Origin of the sequence: Saccharopolyspora montiporae (genome assembly GCF_015209505.1) — a bacterium.
GTDB lineage: Bacteria > Actinomycetota > Actinomycetes > Mycobacteriales > Pseudonocardiaceae > Saccharopolyspora > Saccharopolyspora montiporae.
In genome coordinates this window covers 87,583-104,158 of record NZ_JADEYC010000021.1, presented here as the reverse complement: position 1 = coordinate 104,158, position 16,576 = coordinate 87,583, and the positions used below count along the sequence as shown (strand labels likewise).

Genomic DNA, 16,576 nt, shown 5'->3' with positions numbered 1-16,576 from the left:
ACCGACGGCCCGTCCGCTTCCCGCGGGCGGGCCGTCGTCGTGTTCGCGGGCCGTCCCGGACAGCGCCGGCCGGCCCGCGGGTGCCCAAGAGCGCCGTCGGCGGGAAGCCGCCGCCGCGCCCGCTATCCTCGCCGCGTCCGCTGATCATCCGACCGGAGGCGACGCATTGGGGCAGTGGGAACAGCGCATCGACCGCGCACGCGACCTGCACGGTGACGGCGAGCACGCCGCCGCCGAAGCGGAGCTGCGCGCCGTGCTGGAGGGCGCCGACGCCGCCGGATCCGCGCACGCGGCACGGCTGCTGGGCGCCCTGCGCGATGAGCAGGGCGATCCGGACGGGGCGCTGGAGCTGCACCAGCGGTGCCTGGAGTCCGGTGTGGCCGAGCACGCCCAGCACGCGGCGCTGGCGCTGGGGCCGCTGCTGTTCGACCGGGACGACCTGGAGAACGCCCAGGTCGTGCTGCGCCATGCCAGCAGGGGGCCGGATCCCGCCGCCGCGGCCAAGGCGCAGGCCCTGCTCGCCCAGGTGTTGCACGTCCGCGGGGACACCCGCGGGGCTCGGCAGGCGCGCGAACTGGCCGCGGCCAGCGGCGAACCGGCCGCGGTCGGCGTCGTGTCCGGTCTGCAGCTGCCCGAACCCGATCCGGCCGAAGACGTCGCGCCCGGCATCTACGCGCGGGCTCGGCGGTTGCTCGACGGCGACGAGCGGTCCCGGGCAGAACCGCTGCTCGGCGAGTTGCTGGACGGCGGCGACGCGGAATACGCCTCGCTGGCCGCTGCGGAACTGGCCGCGCTGCACCCCGCCGATCTCGGTGCGCTGCGCCCGCTGGCCGAGCGGATCATCGGGCACCGCCACCCCGAGCACCTCGCGCACGGGCAGGTGCTGCTCGCCTCGGCGCTGGCCGACGCGGGCGAGCACGCCGCCGCGGAGCGGGAACTCCGGCGGGCCGCGCAGGACCCGCGCCCGGACGTCCGCCTGGACGCGCTGCACCGGATGGCCGGTCAGCAGCGCAGGCTCGGCAACACCGCCGAAGCGCAACGCACGCTGGAACGCGTGGCGGCCACCCGGCACCCGCTGTTCGCCGCCCGCGCGTTGGAATCCCTGGCCGACCTGCACCGGCAGACCGGTGATCCGCACGCCGCGGCCGCGGCGCTGCGCGACCTGGTCCGCTCCACCTCCGGAACCGAGTCCGATGCGGCCGCCTACCGGTTGGGCTCGCTGCTGTTCGAACTCGGTGACTCCGCCGGTGCCGTGGAAGCCTTCCAGCACGCCAGCGAGGCCCGCGACGCCGCGCTGGCCCACCAGGCGGCGGTGGCGCTGGACACCGTGCAGGACCCCGCCGGCGGTCCGGGTGCGGAGCCCGTCGAGGCAGCTTCGCCGCCGCCCGCTCCGGAAACCCCGGCACACCGGGAAGTTCCGGCGGTGGACGACTCGGACCCCGTGGAGGAAACCGGGGACCCCGACGACGATCCCGACGCCCGACCGGCCCCGGACGGGGACGCGGCGGCCGAACCCGGTCCGGAGGCGCCGCGCGCCCACTGGGCCGCGCTGGCCGAGCAGGAGGACGAGCCGGGTGCGGCCGCGCTCGTGCTGGCGGTACTGGACGCGTTGACCGGGGACGAGGCGGCTGCCCGCGCGGAGCTGGCGCACATCCGGGACACGGCGCTCGACCCGGCCGCGCAGCAGGCCGCGCTGCGGTTGGCGCTGCTGGACGAACCCGATGCCCGGCTGCGGATGCTGCTCCCGGAGGAGGCGGGCGGCACCCCCGCCGATGAGCACGAGGACGAGTTGAGCCTGCTGCTGCGCGCCGAGCGGGATGGTGCCGACGAGCCGCCCCGCGAACTGGCCGACGGCGAGCACCCGCTGGTCCGGGCCCGGGCCGCGCTGCTGCTGGCTCCCGGGCTCGCGCACCAGGACGCGGTCGAGCTGCTGCACCGCGCGGTGCGCACCGGCCCGCCCGAGCTGCTGCCGTGGCTGCACGCCCACCTCGGCGAGGCGCTGCGCGGCACGGGCGACGCCGCGGGGGCGGTCGAGCAGCTGCGCGCCGCGCACGCCAGCGGGTTGCCCGCGGTGCAGGAAGCGGTCTTCGACCGGCTGGCCACGCTGCACCGCGACCGGGACGAACGCGCCGACCTGCTGGAGCTCTACCGCAGCACCGCCGAGTCGCAACACCCGCAGCTGGCGTCCTGGTCGGCGCACCTGCTCGCCGAACTGCTCGCCGAGAGCGGGGCGCTCGACGAGGCGCTCGACCGGTTCGACCGGCTCCGCGAGCGGGGCGGCGACCTCGGTGGGGTGGCCGCGTTCGCCGCGCACGCGCTGCGCGAGGAGCCCGCCGAGGAGGCCTTCGACGCGCTGCGCGGCGGCCCGCAGCACCGCACCGCCAGCAGGTTGTGCCTGGCCCTGGCGCACGGTTTCGAGCACCACCGGCGGATCGAGCAGGCCGGTGACGTGCTGCGCCTGGTGATCGAGTCCGGGCATCCGAGCACCACCCAGCACGGCTGGCTGCTGCTCGGCGTCCTGCACCGGGACAGTGGTGACCACGCGGGCGCGGCCGCGGCCTGGGAGCGCGCCGCGGAGGGCGCCGATCCGGAGGAGGCCGCGGTGGCCCGGTGCAGCCTGGCCGAGGTGCTGGCCGACGACGGCGAACCGGAACGCGCCGAGGCGCTGCTGGCCGAGGTCGCCGAGGGGCGCAGCGACAACGCGGGCGGCGCCGCGCACCGGCTCGGCGCGCTGCTGGAGCAGCGGGGTGACGTGTCCGCGGCGGTGGCCGCCTTCGAACGCGCCGAAGCCGTCGGTTCGCCGGCCGAAGCCGCCTACGCGGCGGGCAACATCGGCATCCTGCTGGGTGGCAGCGGGCGGATCGCCGAGGCGCGCGCCGCGTTCGAGCGGGCGATGGCCTCCGAGGTGCCCAGTGCTCGGGCGCACGCCGCGCAGGACCTCGGTGATCTGCTCGCCGGCAGCGGTGACGAGGCCGGCGCGCGGGAGGCGTATCGGCGGGCGCTGGATTGCGGCGACCCCGAGGTGACCGCTTCCGCGTCCGAACGCCTCGCGCCGGCCGATCCGCAGCAGCGCGCCGAACGGTTGCTGGCCGACGGCGACAGCGCCGGAGCACGCGCCTTGCTGGCCGAGCACTGGGAATCCGACCTGGTGGCGCAGTTCTGGTGCGCGGTGCGCACCGATCCCGCCTGCGCTTCCGGACTGCTGCGCGGGGCGGACCCGGCGGACCAGCACCGGTGCGCCGAGATCGCCGCGGAGCTGTCCGCGGAGGCGACCGGCGGTGCGCGGACAGCGCTGCTGCGGGTGGTCGCCGAGGCCGGTCCCGCGCGCAGCGCCGCGCAGGCGCGGATCGACCTCGCCGAGCAGGCGGTGCGCGACGGGCAGCACGCGATCGCCCTCGTCTGGCTGCGGCAAGCCATGTCCACCGCGGCGGGCGAGACCGCCGACCGCGCCGCGGTGCGGCTGGGTGCGCTGCTGCTGCGCTTCGGTGATGCGGACGGTGCCGACGCGGTCTGCCGCCGGGTTCCGGACGGGCGGCTGGCGGAGACCGCGGTGCTGCGCGGGAGCCTGCACGCGCTGCGCGGTGCCCCCGACGCCGCCGACGAAGCCTGGGCGGCCGCGGAAACCGCCGCGGGCTCGGCCGAGGAGTTCGGCACCCTGGTGCGCTGCCAGCTGCTCATGCTCGGCGAGACCGGGCCCGCCGCCCGCCCGCTGCTGCACCGCGCGGCCGATTCCCGGGATCCGGAGACCGCGGCCCAGGGCATGCTCGTGCTCGGTCGGTGCGCGAGCGCGCAGCGGGACCCGCGGGCCGCCGCGGACTGGTTCGCCCGGGCCGACCGGCTCGACGTGGTCGGTACCTCGGCCGCGGCCGGGCTGGAACTCGGGCACGCCCTGGTGGAGCTCGACGATCCGGCGGGTGCTCGCGCGCAGTACGAACGGCTCGGCGACGATCCGGACGTGGGGGTGCGCGCGCAGCTGGGCCTCGGCGGGTTGCGCCGCGCCGCCGATGATCCGGCCGGTGCGGTGACCGCGTTCGTCCGCGCGTGCGACAGCCGGGACCGCGAGCTGGCCGAGCTGGCCCTGGAGCGCATCCGGGAGGTGCTGCAGGAACAGCGCCGCGGTGCCGGCGTGGCCGCCGACGTGCTGCACGTGCTGCGCGAGGTCCCGGCCGACCACGGCAGCCGGGAGCAGCTCTTGGCGCTGGCCTGCGGTGAGCCGGAGCCGGTGGTCGAGCCGGCCCGGTGACCGGAATCCGGGACCAAAGACCCGGGTGCGCTCACCCGGTGCCGGAGCATGCTGGACCGGCACCGCAGGCGAGAGCAGGAGGAGGCCCGTCATGATCGAGGATCGCGTGAGCGCCCCGGCCGGGGCCGCATCACTGCTACCGGTGCTCACCGCGCTGGAGACCGCCCGCTCGGTGCGCCTGGAGGTCGACGCCCTGGAGTTCTCCGACGCCGACGAGGTCTCCCGGGTACGCCACCAGGTGGCGATGCTGCGGCACTGGTTGCAGCTCGGGCACGCCGAGGGGGTCGAGTACTCGGCACTGCTGGACGGGCTGGACGAGTTCGCCGAACGCACGGACGCGCGGCTGGCCGGCCGCTCCGGCTGACCGCGTCCGCTCACCGGGACGCGCCCGCCCGCACCCGAGCTCGGCGCACCTAGACTCCGCCGCCGACTGCGCCGCATTCGCGCGGCGGTTCCCGGGTGGAAGGGTCGGGCATGGCCGAGGCATATATCGTCGATGCGGTACGAACTCCGGTGGGCAAGCGCGGCGGGGGGCTCAGCGACCGGCATCCCGCGGACCTGTCCGCCCACGTGCTGCGCGCGCTCGTCGAGCGGACCGGGATCGACCCGCAGGACGTGGACGACGTGGTGTGGGGCTGCGTCGACACGGTCGGCGGGCAGGCGGGCAACATCGGGCGCACCGCGTGGTTGGCCGCCGGTTATCCCGAGCACGTTCCGGGGGTGACCGTCGATCGGCAGTGCGGTTCGTCGCAGCAGGCGGTGCATTTCGCCGCGCAGGCCGTGCTGTCGGGTACTTCCGACCTCGTGGTGGCCGGCGGGGTGCAGAACATGAGCGCGATCCCGATCGGCAGTGCCCTGCTGGGGTCCGAGCAGCTCGGGTTCCCGGTGGCCTACGGGCCGGGGTCCGGTTCGCAGGGCTGGCAGCAGCGCTACGGGGACCAGGAGGTCACCCAGTTCCGCGGCGCCGAGCTCATCGCGGAGAAGTGGGGGATCAGCCGCGATGAGATGGAGGATTTCGCGCTGACCAGCCACGCCCGGGCGGTGCGCGCGATCGACGAGGGTCGGTTCGACGCGGAATGCGCCCCGCTGGGCGGGGTTTCGCACGATGAGGGGCCGCGCCGGGACACCGGCAAGGAGAAGTTGGCGGGTCTGCAGCCGCTGCAGCCGGACGGCCGGATCACCGCCGGGCTGGCCAGCCAGATCTCGGACGGATCCGCGGCGCTGCTGGTGGCCTCGCAGCAGGCGGTGGACCGCTGGGGCTTGCGCCCGCGGGCCCGCGTGCAGCACATCTCGGTGCGCGGCGATGACCCGGTCTTCATGCTCTCCGCCCCGATCGCGGCGACCCGGTACGCGCTGGACCGCGCCGGGCTCACCGAAGGCGACATCGACGTGGTGGAGATCAACGAGGCGTTCGCCAGCGTCGTGCTGGCCTGGTCGCGCGAGATCGACATCGATCCGGCGCGGGTCAATCCGAACGGCGGCGCGATCGCGCTCGGCCACCCGCTGGGTGCCACCGGGGCGAAGCTGATGACCTCGATGCTGGGCGAGCTGGAGCGCACCGGAGGCAGGTACGGGCTGCAGACGATGTGCGAAGGCGGCGGCACCGCCAACGTGACGATCCTCGAACGCCTCAGCTGATCCGGAGAGGAGCCCCATGCCCGTCAACCGCGCTTATGTCGGACGCACGTTCGACGCGCCCGAACCCTACGAGGTCACCCGGAGCAAGATCCGGGAGTTCGCCGACGCCCTCGGCGATCCGAACCCCGCTTACCGGAGTCCGGATGCGGCCCGCGATCTCGGCCATTCCGATGTGGTCGCGCCGCCGACGTTCGCGATCGTGGCCACGCAGGCCACGTCGGGTGCCAATCCGATCGCCGAACCGGATTTCGGGTTGGATTTCCGGATGGTGGTGCACGGCGAGCAGCGCTTCCACCACCGCAGGCCGATCCGCGCCGGGGATGTGCTCACCGCGCGGGGCCGCATCGCGGAGATCCGGGACGCGGGCCGCAACGAGCTGGTTCGGATGGAGACCGAATTGCGCGACGGTGGCGGCGATCTGGTGTGCACCGCGGTGAACGTGATCGTGTCGCGGGGGACCGCGGCCGGGAATGCTGAGGAGTGAGCGCGGTGGCGTCCGAAGTGGACTACGACGCGGTGGAAGTCGGCGATTCGATCGGCTCGCACGAATATCCGCTGCAGCGGCTGACTCTGGTGAAGTACTGCGGGGCGTCCGGTGACTTCAACGTGATCCACTGGAACGAGCGGCTGGCCAAGCAGGCCGGGCTGCCGGACGTGATCGCGCACGGGATGCTCACCATGGCCGAGGCCGGGCGGCTGCTCACCGATTGGGCCGGCGACCCGGGGGCGGTCGTGGAGTACGGGGTGCGGTTCGCGAAACCGGTTGTGGTGCCGGACGACGACACCGGAGTGCTGGTGCAGGTCGCCGGAACCGTGCAGGACAAGCTGGAGAAGCGGCAGGTCGGCGTGCAGCTGACCGCTTCGGTCGGCGAGGCTGACGTGCTCGCCGCGGCCACCGCCACGATCCAGTTGCGCTGACCCGCGGTCGGGTGCGGGCGGCCGCGCGGCGACCGCCCGCACCGGCTACCGCCCGGGGAAGCCGGAATCCTCCTCGGGCCGCTCGCTGATCGACGCCACTTCCTGGTGCAGCTGGGCGCCTTCGTCGACTGCGGTGCCGTCCCCGGCTCGCTGCGCGTCGGCCTGCACCTCGTTCACCAGCTCGGCCGCGGTTCCGTCGGCCACCAGATCGCGGTGCAGGTCCGCGTAGGCCTGCTCGTAGAGCGCCCGGAAGTCGTCGTCGGCCAGGAAGCGGTCCTTCAGCGCTCCGCTGCCACGCATGCCGCCGGGACCGCCGCCGCGGTCGTCGCCCCCACCGGGCGGACCGTCCGGCGGGCCGCCGCCGGGAGGTGGTCCGTCGGGCATGCGGCCGGAAGGCAGCATGTCCTCCATCGCGCCGAAGGACAGGTTCAGGTCCCAGGACAGCACCGTGAACCGCTCCTGCCCGGTGTCGTACCACAGGTAGTAGTTGTTGCCGGGGCCGTCCATGGCGTCGCCGTTGGACATCAGGTTCTGCAGCGCGAGGTAGCGGGCGAAGGACTGCACGTCCACGTGCTCGTCGAGTTCGGCGGCGAACTCCGCGTCGTCGGACTCCGCGATGAAGCGCAGCAGGTTCATCACCGGCTGCAGGTCGTAGGTCCCCTCGCCGTTGAGCTGCTCGAACGCCTCCTCGTAGTCCGTGGGGTCATCCCCGAGGTAGTCCAGCGAGCCGTTCGCCCTGGCCTTGTACAGCACTCCGCCGCCGCGCTGCTCCGCCCAGGCCGCGTCCGGCGCGTCCAGCACCATCCGCGGCACGGCCGTCCCGCCGTTGACGCCGAACGAGGTGAGTCCGTGGTCCTGCGTGGTCTGGCCCGCCGCGGCCGTCATCTCCAGCGCCAGGGCCTCGTTGAGCGCGGTGTCCGACCCGCCGGCCGCCGGGCGCAGGGCGATCTCGCTGTGCCCCTGGTAGGCGCGCCCGGCGGAGAACTCCTCGAAGCTGATCAGCCACGGCAGCTTCTCCGGCTCGGCCTCGGACAGCTGCACCATGCCTGGACCGCCGCCTCCGCCCGAACCGCCGCCTCCCGGACCACCACCGCCGCCGGGACCGCTGCCCTGCTCGTCCCCGCGCAGGCTGGACAGCGTCGAGTTCCCCTTCAGCCGCAGTCCCACGTCCGGCACGCTCGTCCCGTCGATGGTGATGTCCGCGCGGATGAAGTCCTTCTCGCCCTCCTCGCGGAAAGTGCGCATCATGTCGGCGTATTCGGCCCGGTCGAAGTCCACCCGGATGTCGTGCTGCCCGCCGTCGAACCGGTCGCCGGCTCCGGCGATGTTCTCGGTGACGGTCGCCGGCGGCACCGGTTCCGCGTCGAAGTACGGCCGCACCCGGGCCTGGCCGAACACCAGCAGCAGCACGACCAGTCCCGCGCACACGACCGCGGGGGTCTTCCAGTAATGGCGCAACCGGACCGGGATGCGGTGCTTGAGCCGGGTCCTGCGCCGCGGGGCGGCATCCGGTTCACCGTGCGGGAATGCCACGTCACATGTCCGTCTGGTCGTAGCCGGTCAGCACGGTGGCCTTCTGCCCGGCGTTGATCCCGCGCAGCTGCTCGACCAGGGCGGAGGGCGCGACGCCCTTCTTCATCCGGGCCGTGTAGGCCATTTCCAGCAGCGAGCCGCCGCGCACGGTCTCGGTGCTGATCAGCTCGTACTCGTCGGTGCACCGGATGAGCACGTCGTCGATCATCCCGGTGTAGTCGTCGCCGTCCGCGGGCACCTGCACCTTCACCACCTGGCGCTGCACGTTCAGCGCGAACCAGTTGAACCGGTGCATGAGCAGGATGACCGCGCAGATCACCAGCGTGGCGATGGCCGCCAGCGTGTAGAACCGCGTGCCGCAGGCCATGCCCAGGGCCATGACCAGGAAGATGAAGCCCACATCGCGGGTTTCCTTGATGGCGTTGCGGAAGCGCACCACGGACAGCGCGCCGACGAGCGCGAACGCGCGGGCGATGTTCGAGCCCACCACGAGCATGATCAACGCGATGAGCATGCCCAGGATGATCAGCGTGTGCACGTAGCTCTGGCTGTAGGAGATGTTGCGGTGGCTGGCCCGGTAGGTCCAGGCGACGGTGAGGCTGCAGGCGAACGCCAGGGTCAGGGCCAGGACCACGTCCAGCACGCTGAAGGTCCCGGACAGGTCGGTGAATCCGAAATCGAGGTTCATGGGAGAAGACCGAGCACTTTCGCTGATCGGGGGAGCGGGGCGTCAGCCGGCGTCGCCGACCGGGTCCGCTTCGGGTAGGTGGAACACCGAGCGCGGCGCCAAGCCGTGCGCTTCCACGCTCTGGCAGTACTTGGAGATCCGCTGGATCTGCAGCCGGTGCCGCGCGGCCATGTCGGTCACCCAGTACGGGGCGCGCTCATTGGCCTTGACCTCCAGCACGGCGTAGGCCGGGTTGATGATGTAGCGGCTCTCCGACTCCGAGCGCAGGTCGAAGTCGCGGTCCCGGCCGCGCACCCGGTGGTCCAGGGTCACGCGCAGTCCCAGATCCGCGCCGGTGCCCACGTAGGGTTCCCTGCGGTACCCGGTCATCGCGATCGGGCGCAGGTCCAGGCGGGTGATCAGGTCGAGGACCTCGTCCACGAAGGACTGCTCGGCGCCCGGGTGCTCGACGCGGACGCGGCGGTCGCAGAGGTCGCGCGCCAGGTGGTACGGCAGCAGGACCCGGCGCTTCTGGGTCACCCGGTTCACGCGCTGCTTGATCTCCACCGAGACCGGCGCCTCGTCCGGGGAGTCGCCGAGTTCGCCGTAGCGGCGGATCCGCAGCTTCCGGCGGAACTTCAGCCCTTCGATCTTCTCGTAGTAGAAGCGCAGCCGCCGGGTGTCGTAGTACAGGCTCCACACGCCGTATCCGGTCGACCCCGCGTTGTGATCGGTCGTCATCCGCGCCGCGAGTTCGGCGCGCACCTCGTCGACCCGGGAGGTCGGGACCAGGTACTTCAACTCATAGCGGTTGAACGCGTGCAGTGCGCTCGGCGCGCGCAACCGGCTCCCGTGCTCGCGCACACCGTCCGGGGTGCTCGTGCTCGTCGTCTCGTCGCGCGCCGTGCGCGACCGCCGTGCCGGGAACGTGGCCGCCCCCTTTCCTCCTGGTGAACGTCTGGAGGAAACCTACGGGTGCGGCCTGGGAACGAGCGGGGCGTCGTGTGTGCACGAGCTGGGAATCCCCGGGTGAAGACCGTGCTGCGCTGCGATGATGCGGGGACGGTCGGTGCGGTGCGGTCCCGAGCACACCGTTGCCGAGCCCGAGCGCACCGCTCAGCCCCGGTGCAGCAGCTCGCGGTGCCGTCGGGGCGTGCCGAACAGCTGCTGCCCGGAGTGCGCCCGCTTGAGGTGCAGGTGCGCCTCGTGCTCCCAGGTGATCCCGAGACCGCCGTGCATCTGCACCCCTTCGGCGGCCACCGCGGAATAGGCTTCGCAGCAGGCGGATTTGGCCATCGAAGCCAGCTGCTCGGCCTGCTCGTCGCCGGTGGACACCGCCCAGTTCGCCGCCCAGCACAGCGAGTACGCGGCCTCGGTGGCCACGTGGCAGTCGGCCAGCCGGTGCTTGAGCGCCTGGAACGAGCCGATCGGGCGGCCGAACTGCTCGCGGGTCTTGGTGTAGGCGACGATCTCCGGCAGCCAGCGCCGCGCCGCACCGATCTGCTCGGTGGCCACGGCCGCGGCGGCCACGGCTCGGCAGCGCCGGAGCACCGCGGCGCCGCAGCCGGCGGAGCCGAGCAGCCGCGCGGGGGCGGCGTCCAGCCGGACTTCGCCGAGTTCGCGGGTGCGGTCCATCGGCACCGAGGCGGTGGTCCGCGCCGGTGCGGTGAGTTCGAACAGCGCGGGGCCGGTTCCGGCGGCTTCGGCCGCGACCAGCAGCACGTCCGCGCGGGCCGCGTCGAGCACGTGCACCTTGTGCCCGGTCAGCGACCATTCGCCGTCCCGCTCGGTGGCGGTGCAGTCGAAACCGCCCTCCGGCCAGTCGTTCCCGGGTTCGGACCAGGCCAGTGCCGCGATCCGCTCGCCGGAGGCGATGCCGGGCAGCAACCGCTGGCCGGCCTGCTCATCACCGGTGGCGAGCACGGCCTGCGCGGTGAGGATCGGGCTGCCCAGGAATGGGCCGGGCACGAGCTGCGCGCCCAGCGCCTCCAGCACGATCATCGACTCCAGCAACCCGTAGCCGGCCCCGTCGAACCGCTCGGGTACCGCCAGCGACGGCGCGCCCAGCTGCTCGGACAGCAGCTGCCAGGTCTGCTCGTCGAACGCGGACGAGGTGTCCTCGGGCGGCAGCACTCGCGGATGCCCGCTGCGCGCAGCCAACTTGCCCGCGATCTCCTGCAACTGGCGCTGCTCATCAGTAAAGGTGAAATCCATGGTTCCCCTCGGACACTGTTGCACAAGGCGTGCGGGGCGGTGCGGCTAGCGGAGTCCCTTCACGCCGCCTCGGTCCGCCGAGCCCCGGTCGATACGTCGCGCTGGGGCTGTCCTCCCGAGGCGGCGTCCGCGGACCCGCGGCGGTGCCGGTTGATCGGTGCGGCGGAAGCGGCTGCCGCCGCTCGAAAGCGAGCCCTGCACAAGCGGTCACGCCGCACCGATGTTGGCGTCCGGGTTGTCGGTGAGTTCGCGGGCCACCCGCCTCCGGTGCCAGTCCGGTGTGCCCCAGGACCTGCGCAGCGCTTCGGTCCGGAGCAGCCACAGGTGCAGCTCGTGCTCGGAGGTGTAGCCGATCGCGCCGTGCAGTTGCAGCGCGGTGCGCGCCGCCCGGTGCGCGGCTTCCCCGGCGACGATCTTGGCGGCCGACACGTCGAGCGCACCGGGCCGCAGCGCGGCGCCGCGCACCACCGGGCGGGCATGCTGCAGGCCCAGCAGCACGTCGGCGAGCTGGTGCTTGACGGCTTGGAACTCGCCCACCGGTTTGCCGAACTGCTCGCGCTGCCGGACGTGCTCGGTGGCCAGCTCCAGGCAGCGCGTGCCGAGTCCGAGCAGGTACGCGGCGCAGCCGAGCACGCCGAGGTCGAAGGCCCGGGCGAAGTCGTGCTGCTGCACCACCGGCGCCTGCCCGGCGTCGACCCGGAACAGCCTGCGCGCCGGGTCGGCGGCCTGGTATCGCACCGGCTCGTGCGGGGTGACCGCCCGGACCTGCTCGTCGCAGACGAGGACCACATCGCTGCGGTCGGCGTCCAGGGCCAGCGGTACGTGCTCGTGCACCGCCGCGCTGGCCACGGCGACACCGGCCGCCAGATCCGACGGCAGCGCGGAGTCGGCCGGCTGGAGCAGCGCCGGGGCGAAGGCCAGCGATTCGACCAGCGGACCGGGGGTTCCGGCCCGGCCGAACTGCTCCAGGCAGGCCGCGAGTTCCACCGGTCCCAGGCCCAGACCGCCGTCCGACTCGGCGACCAGCAGGCCGCTGACGCCCATCGCGGCGAGCTCGCGCCACAGCTCGCGCCAGCGCTCGCCGTCGCCGTGCGCCCAGTCGGTGGTCACGTCGGCCGGCCCTGCCTTGGTCAGCAGGTCGTGCAGGGCACCGGTCATGTCCTGCTGCTCGGTGTCCGGGGTGAACTTCACCGCGCCCCCTTGGGAAGTCCTAGCAGCCGTTCGGCCGCGACGTTGCGCTGCACCTCGTTGGTGCCCGCGTAGATCGGTCCGGCCAGCGCGAACAGGTGTCCGTCCTGCCAGCGCCCTGCGGCGGGCGCGTCCGGCCCGGTGAGTTCGGCCAGCGGTCCCTGCAACCGCAGGCCGAGTTCGTGCAGTTCGAGGTCCAGTTCGGACCAGAACAGCTTGTTCAGGCTGGCCTCGGCGCCGACCTGGCCGCCCTCGGCGATCTTGGTGACGGTCTCGAAGGTGGCCAGTCGGTACGCCTGCGCGTCGATCCACGCGTCGACCACCCGTTCGCCGGTGGGCGTGTCGTCCAGCGCCCCGGGTTCGCGCAGCAGGTCCCGCGCGGTGGCCAGGAACCGGCCCGGACTGCGCAGGGTGAGCCCGCGTTCGTTGCTGGCGGTGCTCATCGCGATGCGCCAGCCGTCGCCGGGTGTGCCGATCACGTCGGCGTCCGGGACGAACACCTCGTCCAGGGCCAGCTCGGCGAAGGCGGGTTTCCCGTCCAGGCGTTGGATGGGGCGCACCGTGACACCGGGTGCGTCCAGCGGGAACATGAAGTAGCTCAGCCCGCGGTGCCGCTGCTGCTCGGGATCGGTGCGGAACAGGCCGAAGGCGCGGTCGGCGAACGCCGCGCGCGAGCTCCACGTCTTGAGCCCGGACAGCAGCCAGCCGCCGTCGGTGCGGCGGGCGCTGCTGCGCAGCCCGGCCAGATCGCTCCCGGCACCCGGTTCGGACCAGGCTTGCGCCCAGATCTCGGTTCCCGCGGCGATTTCCGGCAGGATCCGTGCGCGCTGCTCGTCGGTCCCGTTCTGTAGCAGGGTGGGCGCGAGCAGGAAGAGCCCGTTCTGGCTCACCCGGCCCGGCGCCCCGGCCGCGTAGTACTCCTCTTCGAACAGCACCCACTGCAGCAGGGTGGCTTCGGCGCCGCCGTACTCGCGGGGCCAGGACACCGCGGAGAGCCCGGCCGCGTGCAGCCGCTGCTCCCACGCGCGGTGCTGCTCGAACCCTTCGGCCGTCTCCAGCGATGCGAGCGGCTCCGCGGGGACGTTGGTGCGCAGCCATTCCCGGACGTGATCGCGGAATGCGATGTCCGCATCGGACAGTGCTAGATCCACGCCGCTCACCCCTCGGAGGATTTCTTCATCGACCGCGCGTTCATCCCGCTCAGCGAGTCCTGGCCGACTTCGGCGTTGTGCGCGTGCGCGAAGTGGTGCAGGCCGAACACCGAGTCCATACCCGCGCGCATGCCCATCTGGTCCTCGGCCTGGTTGACCGCCTGCTTGGTCAGCGACAGGCCGAACCCGGGCATGGTGGCGATGCGGTCGGCGAGCTCACCGGTGGTGGCGTCGAGCTCGTCGCGGGGCACGACCCGGTTGACCATGCCCAGCTCGTGCGCGCGTTGCGCGGTCATCCGGTCGCCGGTGAACAGGAACTCCTTGGCCGCGCGCGGGCCCATCACCCAGGGGTGCGCGAAGTACTCGACGCCGGGGATGCCCATGCGCACCACCGGGTCGGCGAAGAACGCGTCGTCGCTGGCGACGATGAGGTCGCAGATCCAGGCGAGCATGAGCCCGCCGGCCACGCACGCGCCGTGCACCGAGGCGATCGCGGGTTTGGGCATCTCCCGCCACCGGCGGCACATGCCGAGGTAGACCTCCTGCTCGCGGGCGAACCGGGACTGCCCGCCGGTGTGTCGGGTGTGGTCCCACCACAGGCCCGCTCGCCGCTCGAAGCTGACGTCCGCGTCCCGGCCGGGCGAGCCGATGTCGTGGCCCGCGGAGAAGTGGTCGCCCGCGGCCCGCAGCACGACGACCTTCACCTCGTCGTCGTCGGCGGCGCGGTAGAACGCGTCGTCGAGGGCGTAGGTCATCGCCGAGTTCTGCGCGTTGCGGTACTCGGGGCGGTTGAGGGTCACGACCGCCACCTGGTCGCGGCGTTCGTAGTGGACGGGCTCGTCTGCGGCCATCTGCGCGCTCCTCGGTCGGATGTGCGGTTGCGGCTGGCGCGTTGCGCGCTGTTCGCCGATCCGGGCCCGAGGTTAGCTGAACAAGCAAATGCTTGGTAGAGTCCCGGCTCGGGAGAACTCCGGGAGGCGATGTGGACCTCACCGACAGCGCGGCCGATTCCGCGTTCCGATCCGAGGTACGTCAATGGCTCGACGACCACTTGACCGGCGAATTCGCGGCAGCGGGCGGTATCGGCGGGCCCGGTCGCGAGCACGAGGACTTCGAGCTGCGGTTGGCTTGGGACCGGTTGCTGGCCGAGCACGGCTGGACCTGCCTGAGCTGGCCGCGCGAGTACGGTGGCCGGGAGGCCACGACTGAGCAGCAGATCATCTTCCACGAGGAGTACGCGCGGGCCAACGCCCCGGTGCGGGTGGGGCACATCGGCGAGGAGCTGCTGGGGCCCACGTTGATCGCGTTCGGCACCGAGCAGCAGCGCGCCCGCTTCCTGCCCGGAATCGCCGGGGTGCGCGACCTGTGGTGCCAGGGCTATTCGGAACCGGGCGCCGGATCCGACCTGGCCGCGGTGTCCACGGCGGCCGAGCTGGACGGGGACCGCTGGGTGGTGCATGGGCAGAAGGTGTGGACCTCGCTGGCCCAGCACGCCGACTGGTGCTTCGCCGTGGTGCGCACCGAACCGGGGAGCAGCAGGCACGCGGGCCTGTCCTATCTGCTGATCCCGATGGACCAACCCGGCGTGCAGGTGCGCCCGATCGTCCAGCTGACCGGGACCTCGGAGTTCAACGAGGTCTTCTTCGACGGCGCCACCACCGCCGCGGACAACGTCGTCGGCGAACCCGGGCAGGGCTGGCGGGTGGCGATGGGCACGCTCGGTTTCGAGCGCGGCATCGGCACCGTCGACCAGCAGGTGGTGTTCCGCCGCGAGCTGGCCGCCATCACCGAGCTCGCCGAGTCCAACGGCGCCGCGCAGGATCCGGTGCTGCGCGACCGGATCGACCGCGCGCACATCGGCCTGGAGGCGCTGCGCTGCACGGTGCTGCGCATGCTGTGCGGCGACACCCCGGCCGGCCCGCAGTCCTCGGTGGTGAAACTGGTGTGGTCGTCGTTCCACCGCGGCCTGGGTGAACTGGCTCTGGACGTCGCCGGCGCCGACGGGCTCACCGCCCGAGGCGCGCCGTACGACCTGGACACCTGGCAGCGCCTGTTCCTGTTCACCCGCGCCGACACCATCTACGGGGGCTCGGACGAGATCCAGCGCAACATCGTCGCCGAGCGGATCCTCGGCTTGCCCAAGGGGAATTGATCCGGGCCACGGAGGATTCCCGCACCGCACCACCTGGAGGAGCGCATGACCGCCGCACCCCAACCACCGCCCGCCAGCGGCCTGCTGCGGGGCAAGACCGCGGTGATCACCGCGGCGGCAGGCAGCGGGATCGGCTCCGCGGCCGCGCGCCGGATGCTCGACGAGGGCGCCCGCGTGCTCATCAGCGACCACCACGAGCGCAGGCTGGAAGCCACCCGCGCCGAGCTGGCGGCGCTGCCGGGAGCCGAGGTGGCCGCGGTGCGCTGCGATGTCACCGACGAGGAGCAGGTGCATGCCCTGCTGGACACCGCGGCGGCCGAGTTCGGCGGGATCGACGTGTTCGTGAACAACGCCGGCCTCGGCGGCACCGCCTCCATCGTGGACATGACCGACGAGGAATGGGGTCGTGTGCTGGACGTCACGCTCAACGGGGCGTTCCGCTGCACCCGGGCCGCGGTGCGCCGGTTCCGGGAGCAGGGCGGTGGGGGAGCGGTGGTGAACAACGCCTCGGTGGTCGGTTGGCGCGCGCAGGCCGGGCAGGCGCACTACGCGGCGGCCAAGGCCGGAGTGATGGCGCTGACCCGGTGCGCGGCGATGGACGCGGCCGAGTTCGGCGTCCGGATCAACGCCGTGGCACCGAGCCTGGTGATGCATCCGAACCTGGCGAAGGTGACCGACGACGACATGCTGGCCGAACTGGAGTCGCGGGAGGCGTTCGGCCGCTCCGCCGAGCCGTGGGAGGTGGCCAACGTGATGGTCTTCCTGGCCAGCGATTACTCCTCCTACCTCACCGGCGAGGTGCTCTCGGCCAGCAGTCAGCATCCGTGACGACCGTGTGCAACAGGCCCGCTGGGCGGTGCCGGTGGGAGAGC

General features: G+C 73.0%; 14 protein-coding genes. 7 read left to right on the top strand and 7 right to left on the bottom strand.

Annotated elements, in window-relative coordinates; all coding sequences use genetic code 11:
• Nucleotides 1-166 precede the first annotated feature (166 nt).
• The 5 genes from IQ251_RS13745 to IQ251_RS13725 all read left to right on the top strand — a co-directional run bounded on the left by IQ251_RS13745 (nt 167) and on the right by IQ251_RS13725 (nt 6,799).
• Nucleotides 167-4,243, top strand: coding sequence for a tetratricopeptide repeat protein (locus tag IQ251_RS13745; RefSeq protein WP_193928954.1), 4,077 nt, complete (start codon nt 167-169; stop codon nt 4,241-4,243).
• Nucleotides 4,244-4,334: 91 nt separating this feature from the next.
• On the top strand, nt 4,335-4,607 hold the full coding sequence (locus IQ251_RS13740) for a hypothetical protein (RefSeq protein WP_193928953.1): 273 nt from the start codon (nt 4,335-4,337) through the stop codon (nt 4,605-4,607).
• Nucleotides 4,608-4,717: 110 nt separating this feature from the next.
• Nucleotides 4,718-5,881, top strand: a complete 1,164-nt coding sequence (locus IQ251_RS13735) for an acetyl-CoA C-acetyltransferase (RefSeq protein ID WP_193928952.1) — start codon at nt 4,718-4,720, stop codon at nt 5,879-5,881.
• Between the two features lie 16 nt (nt 5,882-5,897).
• Nucleotides 5,898-6,365 (top strand): MaoC family dehydratase N-terminal domain-containing protein, encoded by a 468-nt coding sequence (locus IQ251_RS13730; RefSeq protein ID WP_193928951.1) that lies wholly within the window; start codon nt 5,898-5,900, stop codon nt 6,363-6,365.
• Nucleotides 6,366-6,370: 5 nt separating this feature from the next.
• A complete protein-coding gene (locus IQ251_RS13725; RefSeq protein ID WP_193928950.1) occupies nt 6,371-6,799 on the top strand; it encodes a MaoC family dehydratase in 429 nt (142 codons plus the stop codon).
• A 45-nt stretch (nt 6,800-6,844) separates the two neighbouring features.
• Here the strand turns inward: IQ251_RS13725 and IQ251_RS13720 are convergent, their stop codons facing one another.
• The 7 genes from IQ251_RS13720 to IQ251_RS13690 form a co-directional block, all read right to left on the bottom strand.
• On the bottom strand, nt 6,845-8,332 hold the full coding sequence (locus tag IQ251_RS13720; RefSeq protein WP_370591385.1) for a CotH kinase family protein: 1,488 nt from the start codon (nt 8,330-8,332) through the stop codon (nt 6,845-6,847).
• Between the two features lies 1 nt (nt 8,333).
• The gene (locus tag IQ251_RS13715) at nt 8,334-9,020 is read right to left on the bottom strand and encodes a DUF4956 domain-containing protein (RefSeq protein WP_193928949.1); all 687 of its coding nucleotides are present in this window, start codon (nt 9,018-9,020) and stop codon (nt 8,334-8,336) included.
• A gap of 42 nt (nt 9,021-9,062) precedes the next feature.
• Nucleotides 9,063-9,863: a polyphosphate polymerase domain-containing protein gene (locus IQ251_RS13710; RefSeq protein WP_193928948.1), complete on the bottom strand. Its 801-nt coding sequence runs from the start codon at nt 9,861-9,863 to the stop codon at nt 9,063-9,065.
• Nucleotides 9,864-10,115: 252 nt separating this feature from the next.
• The gene (locus IQ251_RS13705; protein WP_193928947.1) at nt 10,116-11,213 is read right to left on the bottom strand and encodes an acyl-CoA dehydrogenase family protein; all 1,098 of its coding nucleotides are present in this window, start codon (nt 11,211-11,213) and stop codon (nt 10,116-10,118) included.
• 207 nt (nt 11,214-11,420) lie between these two features.
• A complete protein-coding gene (locus tag IQ251_RS13700; protein WP_193928946.1) occupies nt 11,421-12,404 on the bottom strand; it encodes an acyl-CoA dehydrogenase family protein in 984 nt (327 codons plus the stop codon).
• Complete coding sequence (locus tag IQ251_RS13695; protein WP_193928945.1) at nt 12,401-13,552, bottom strand: acyl-CoA dehydrogenase family protein; 1,152 nt, start codon at nt 13,550-13,552, stop codon at nt 12,401-12,403. Before IQ251_RS13695 ends, IQ251_RS13700 begins: the two co-directional genes overlap by 4 nt.
• 5 nt (nt 13,553-13,557) lie before the next feature.
• The gene (locus IQ251_RS13690) at nt 13,558-14,403 is read right to left on the bottom strand and encodes an enoyl-CoA hydratase (protein ID WP_193928944.1); all 846 of its coding nucleotides are present in this window, start codon (nt 14,401-14,403) and stop codon (nt 13,558-13,560) included.
• A gap of 131 nt (nt 14,404-14,534) precedes the next feature.
• Here IQ251_RS13690 and IQ251_RS13685 point away from each other — a divergent pair, with 131 nt between their 5' ends.
• Together IQ251_RS13685 and IQ251_RS13680 are read left to right on the top strand one after the other, a co-directional pair.
• Nucleotides 14,535-15,704 (top strand): acyl-CoA dehydrogenase family protein, encoded by a 1,170-nt coding sequence (locus IQ251_RS13685; RefSeq protein WP_193928943.1) that lies wholly within the window; start codon nt 14,535-14,537, stop codon nt 15,702-15,704.
• A 45-nt stretch (nt 15,705-15,749) separates the two neighbouring features.
• A complete protein-coding gene (locus tag IQ251_RS13680; RefSeq protein ID WP_193928942.1) occupies nt 15,750-16,532 on the top strand; it encodes an SDR family oxidoreductase in 783 nt (260 codons plus the stop codon).
• Nucleotides 16,533-16,576 lie beyond the last annotated feature (44 nt).

Coding starts and splice junctions, on each gene's coding strand:
- IQ251_RS13740 (WP_193928953.1), top strand. CDS start 4,335: ATGATCGAGGATCGCGTGAGCGCCCCGGCCGGGGCCGCATCACTGCTA.
- IQ251_RS13735 (WP_193928952.1), top strand. CDS start 4,718: ATGGCCGAGGCATATATCGTCGATGCGGTACGAACTCCGGTGGGCAAG.
- IQ251_RS13730 (WP_193928951.1), top strand. CDS start 5,898: ATGCCCGTCAACCGCGCTTATGTCGGACGCACGTTCGACGCGCCCGAA.
- IQ251_RS13715 (WP_193928949.1), bottom strand. CDS start 9,020: ATGAACCTCGATTTCGGATTCACCGACCTGTCCGGGACCTTCAGCGTG.
- IQ251_RS13705 (WP_193928947.1), bottom strand. CDS start 11,213: ATGGATTTCACCTTTACTGATGAGCAGCGCCAGTTGCAGGAGATCGCG.
- IQ251_RS13690 (WP_193928944.1), bottom strand. CDS start 14,403: ATGGCCGCAGACGAGCCCGTCCACTACGAACGCCGCGACCAGGTGGCG.
- IQ251_RS13680 (WP_193928942.1), top strand. CDS start 15,750: ATGACCGCCGCACCCCAACCACCGCCCGCCAGCGGCCTGCTGCGGGGC.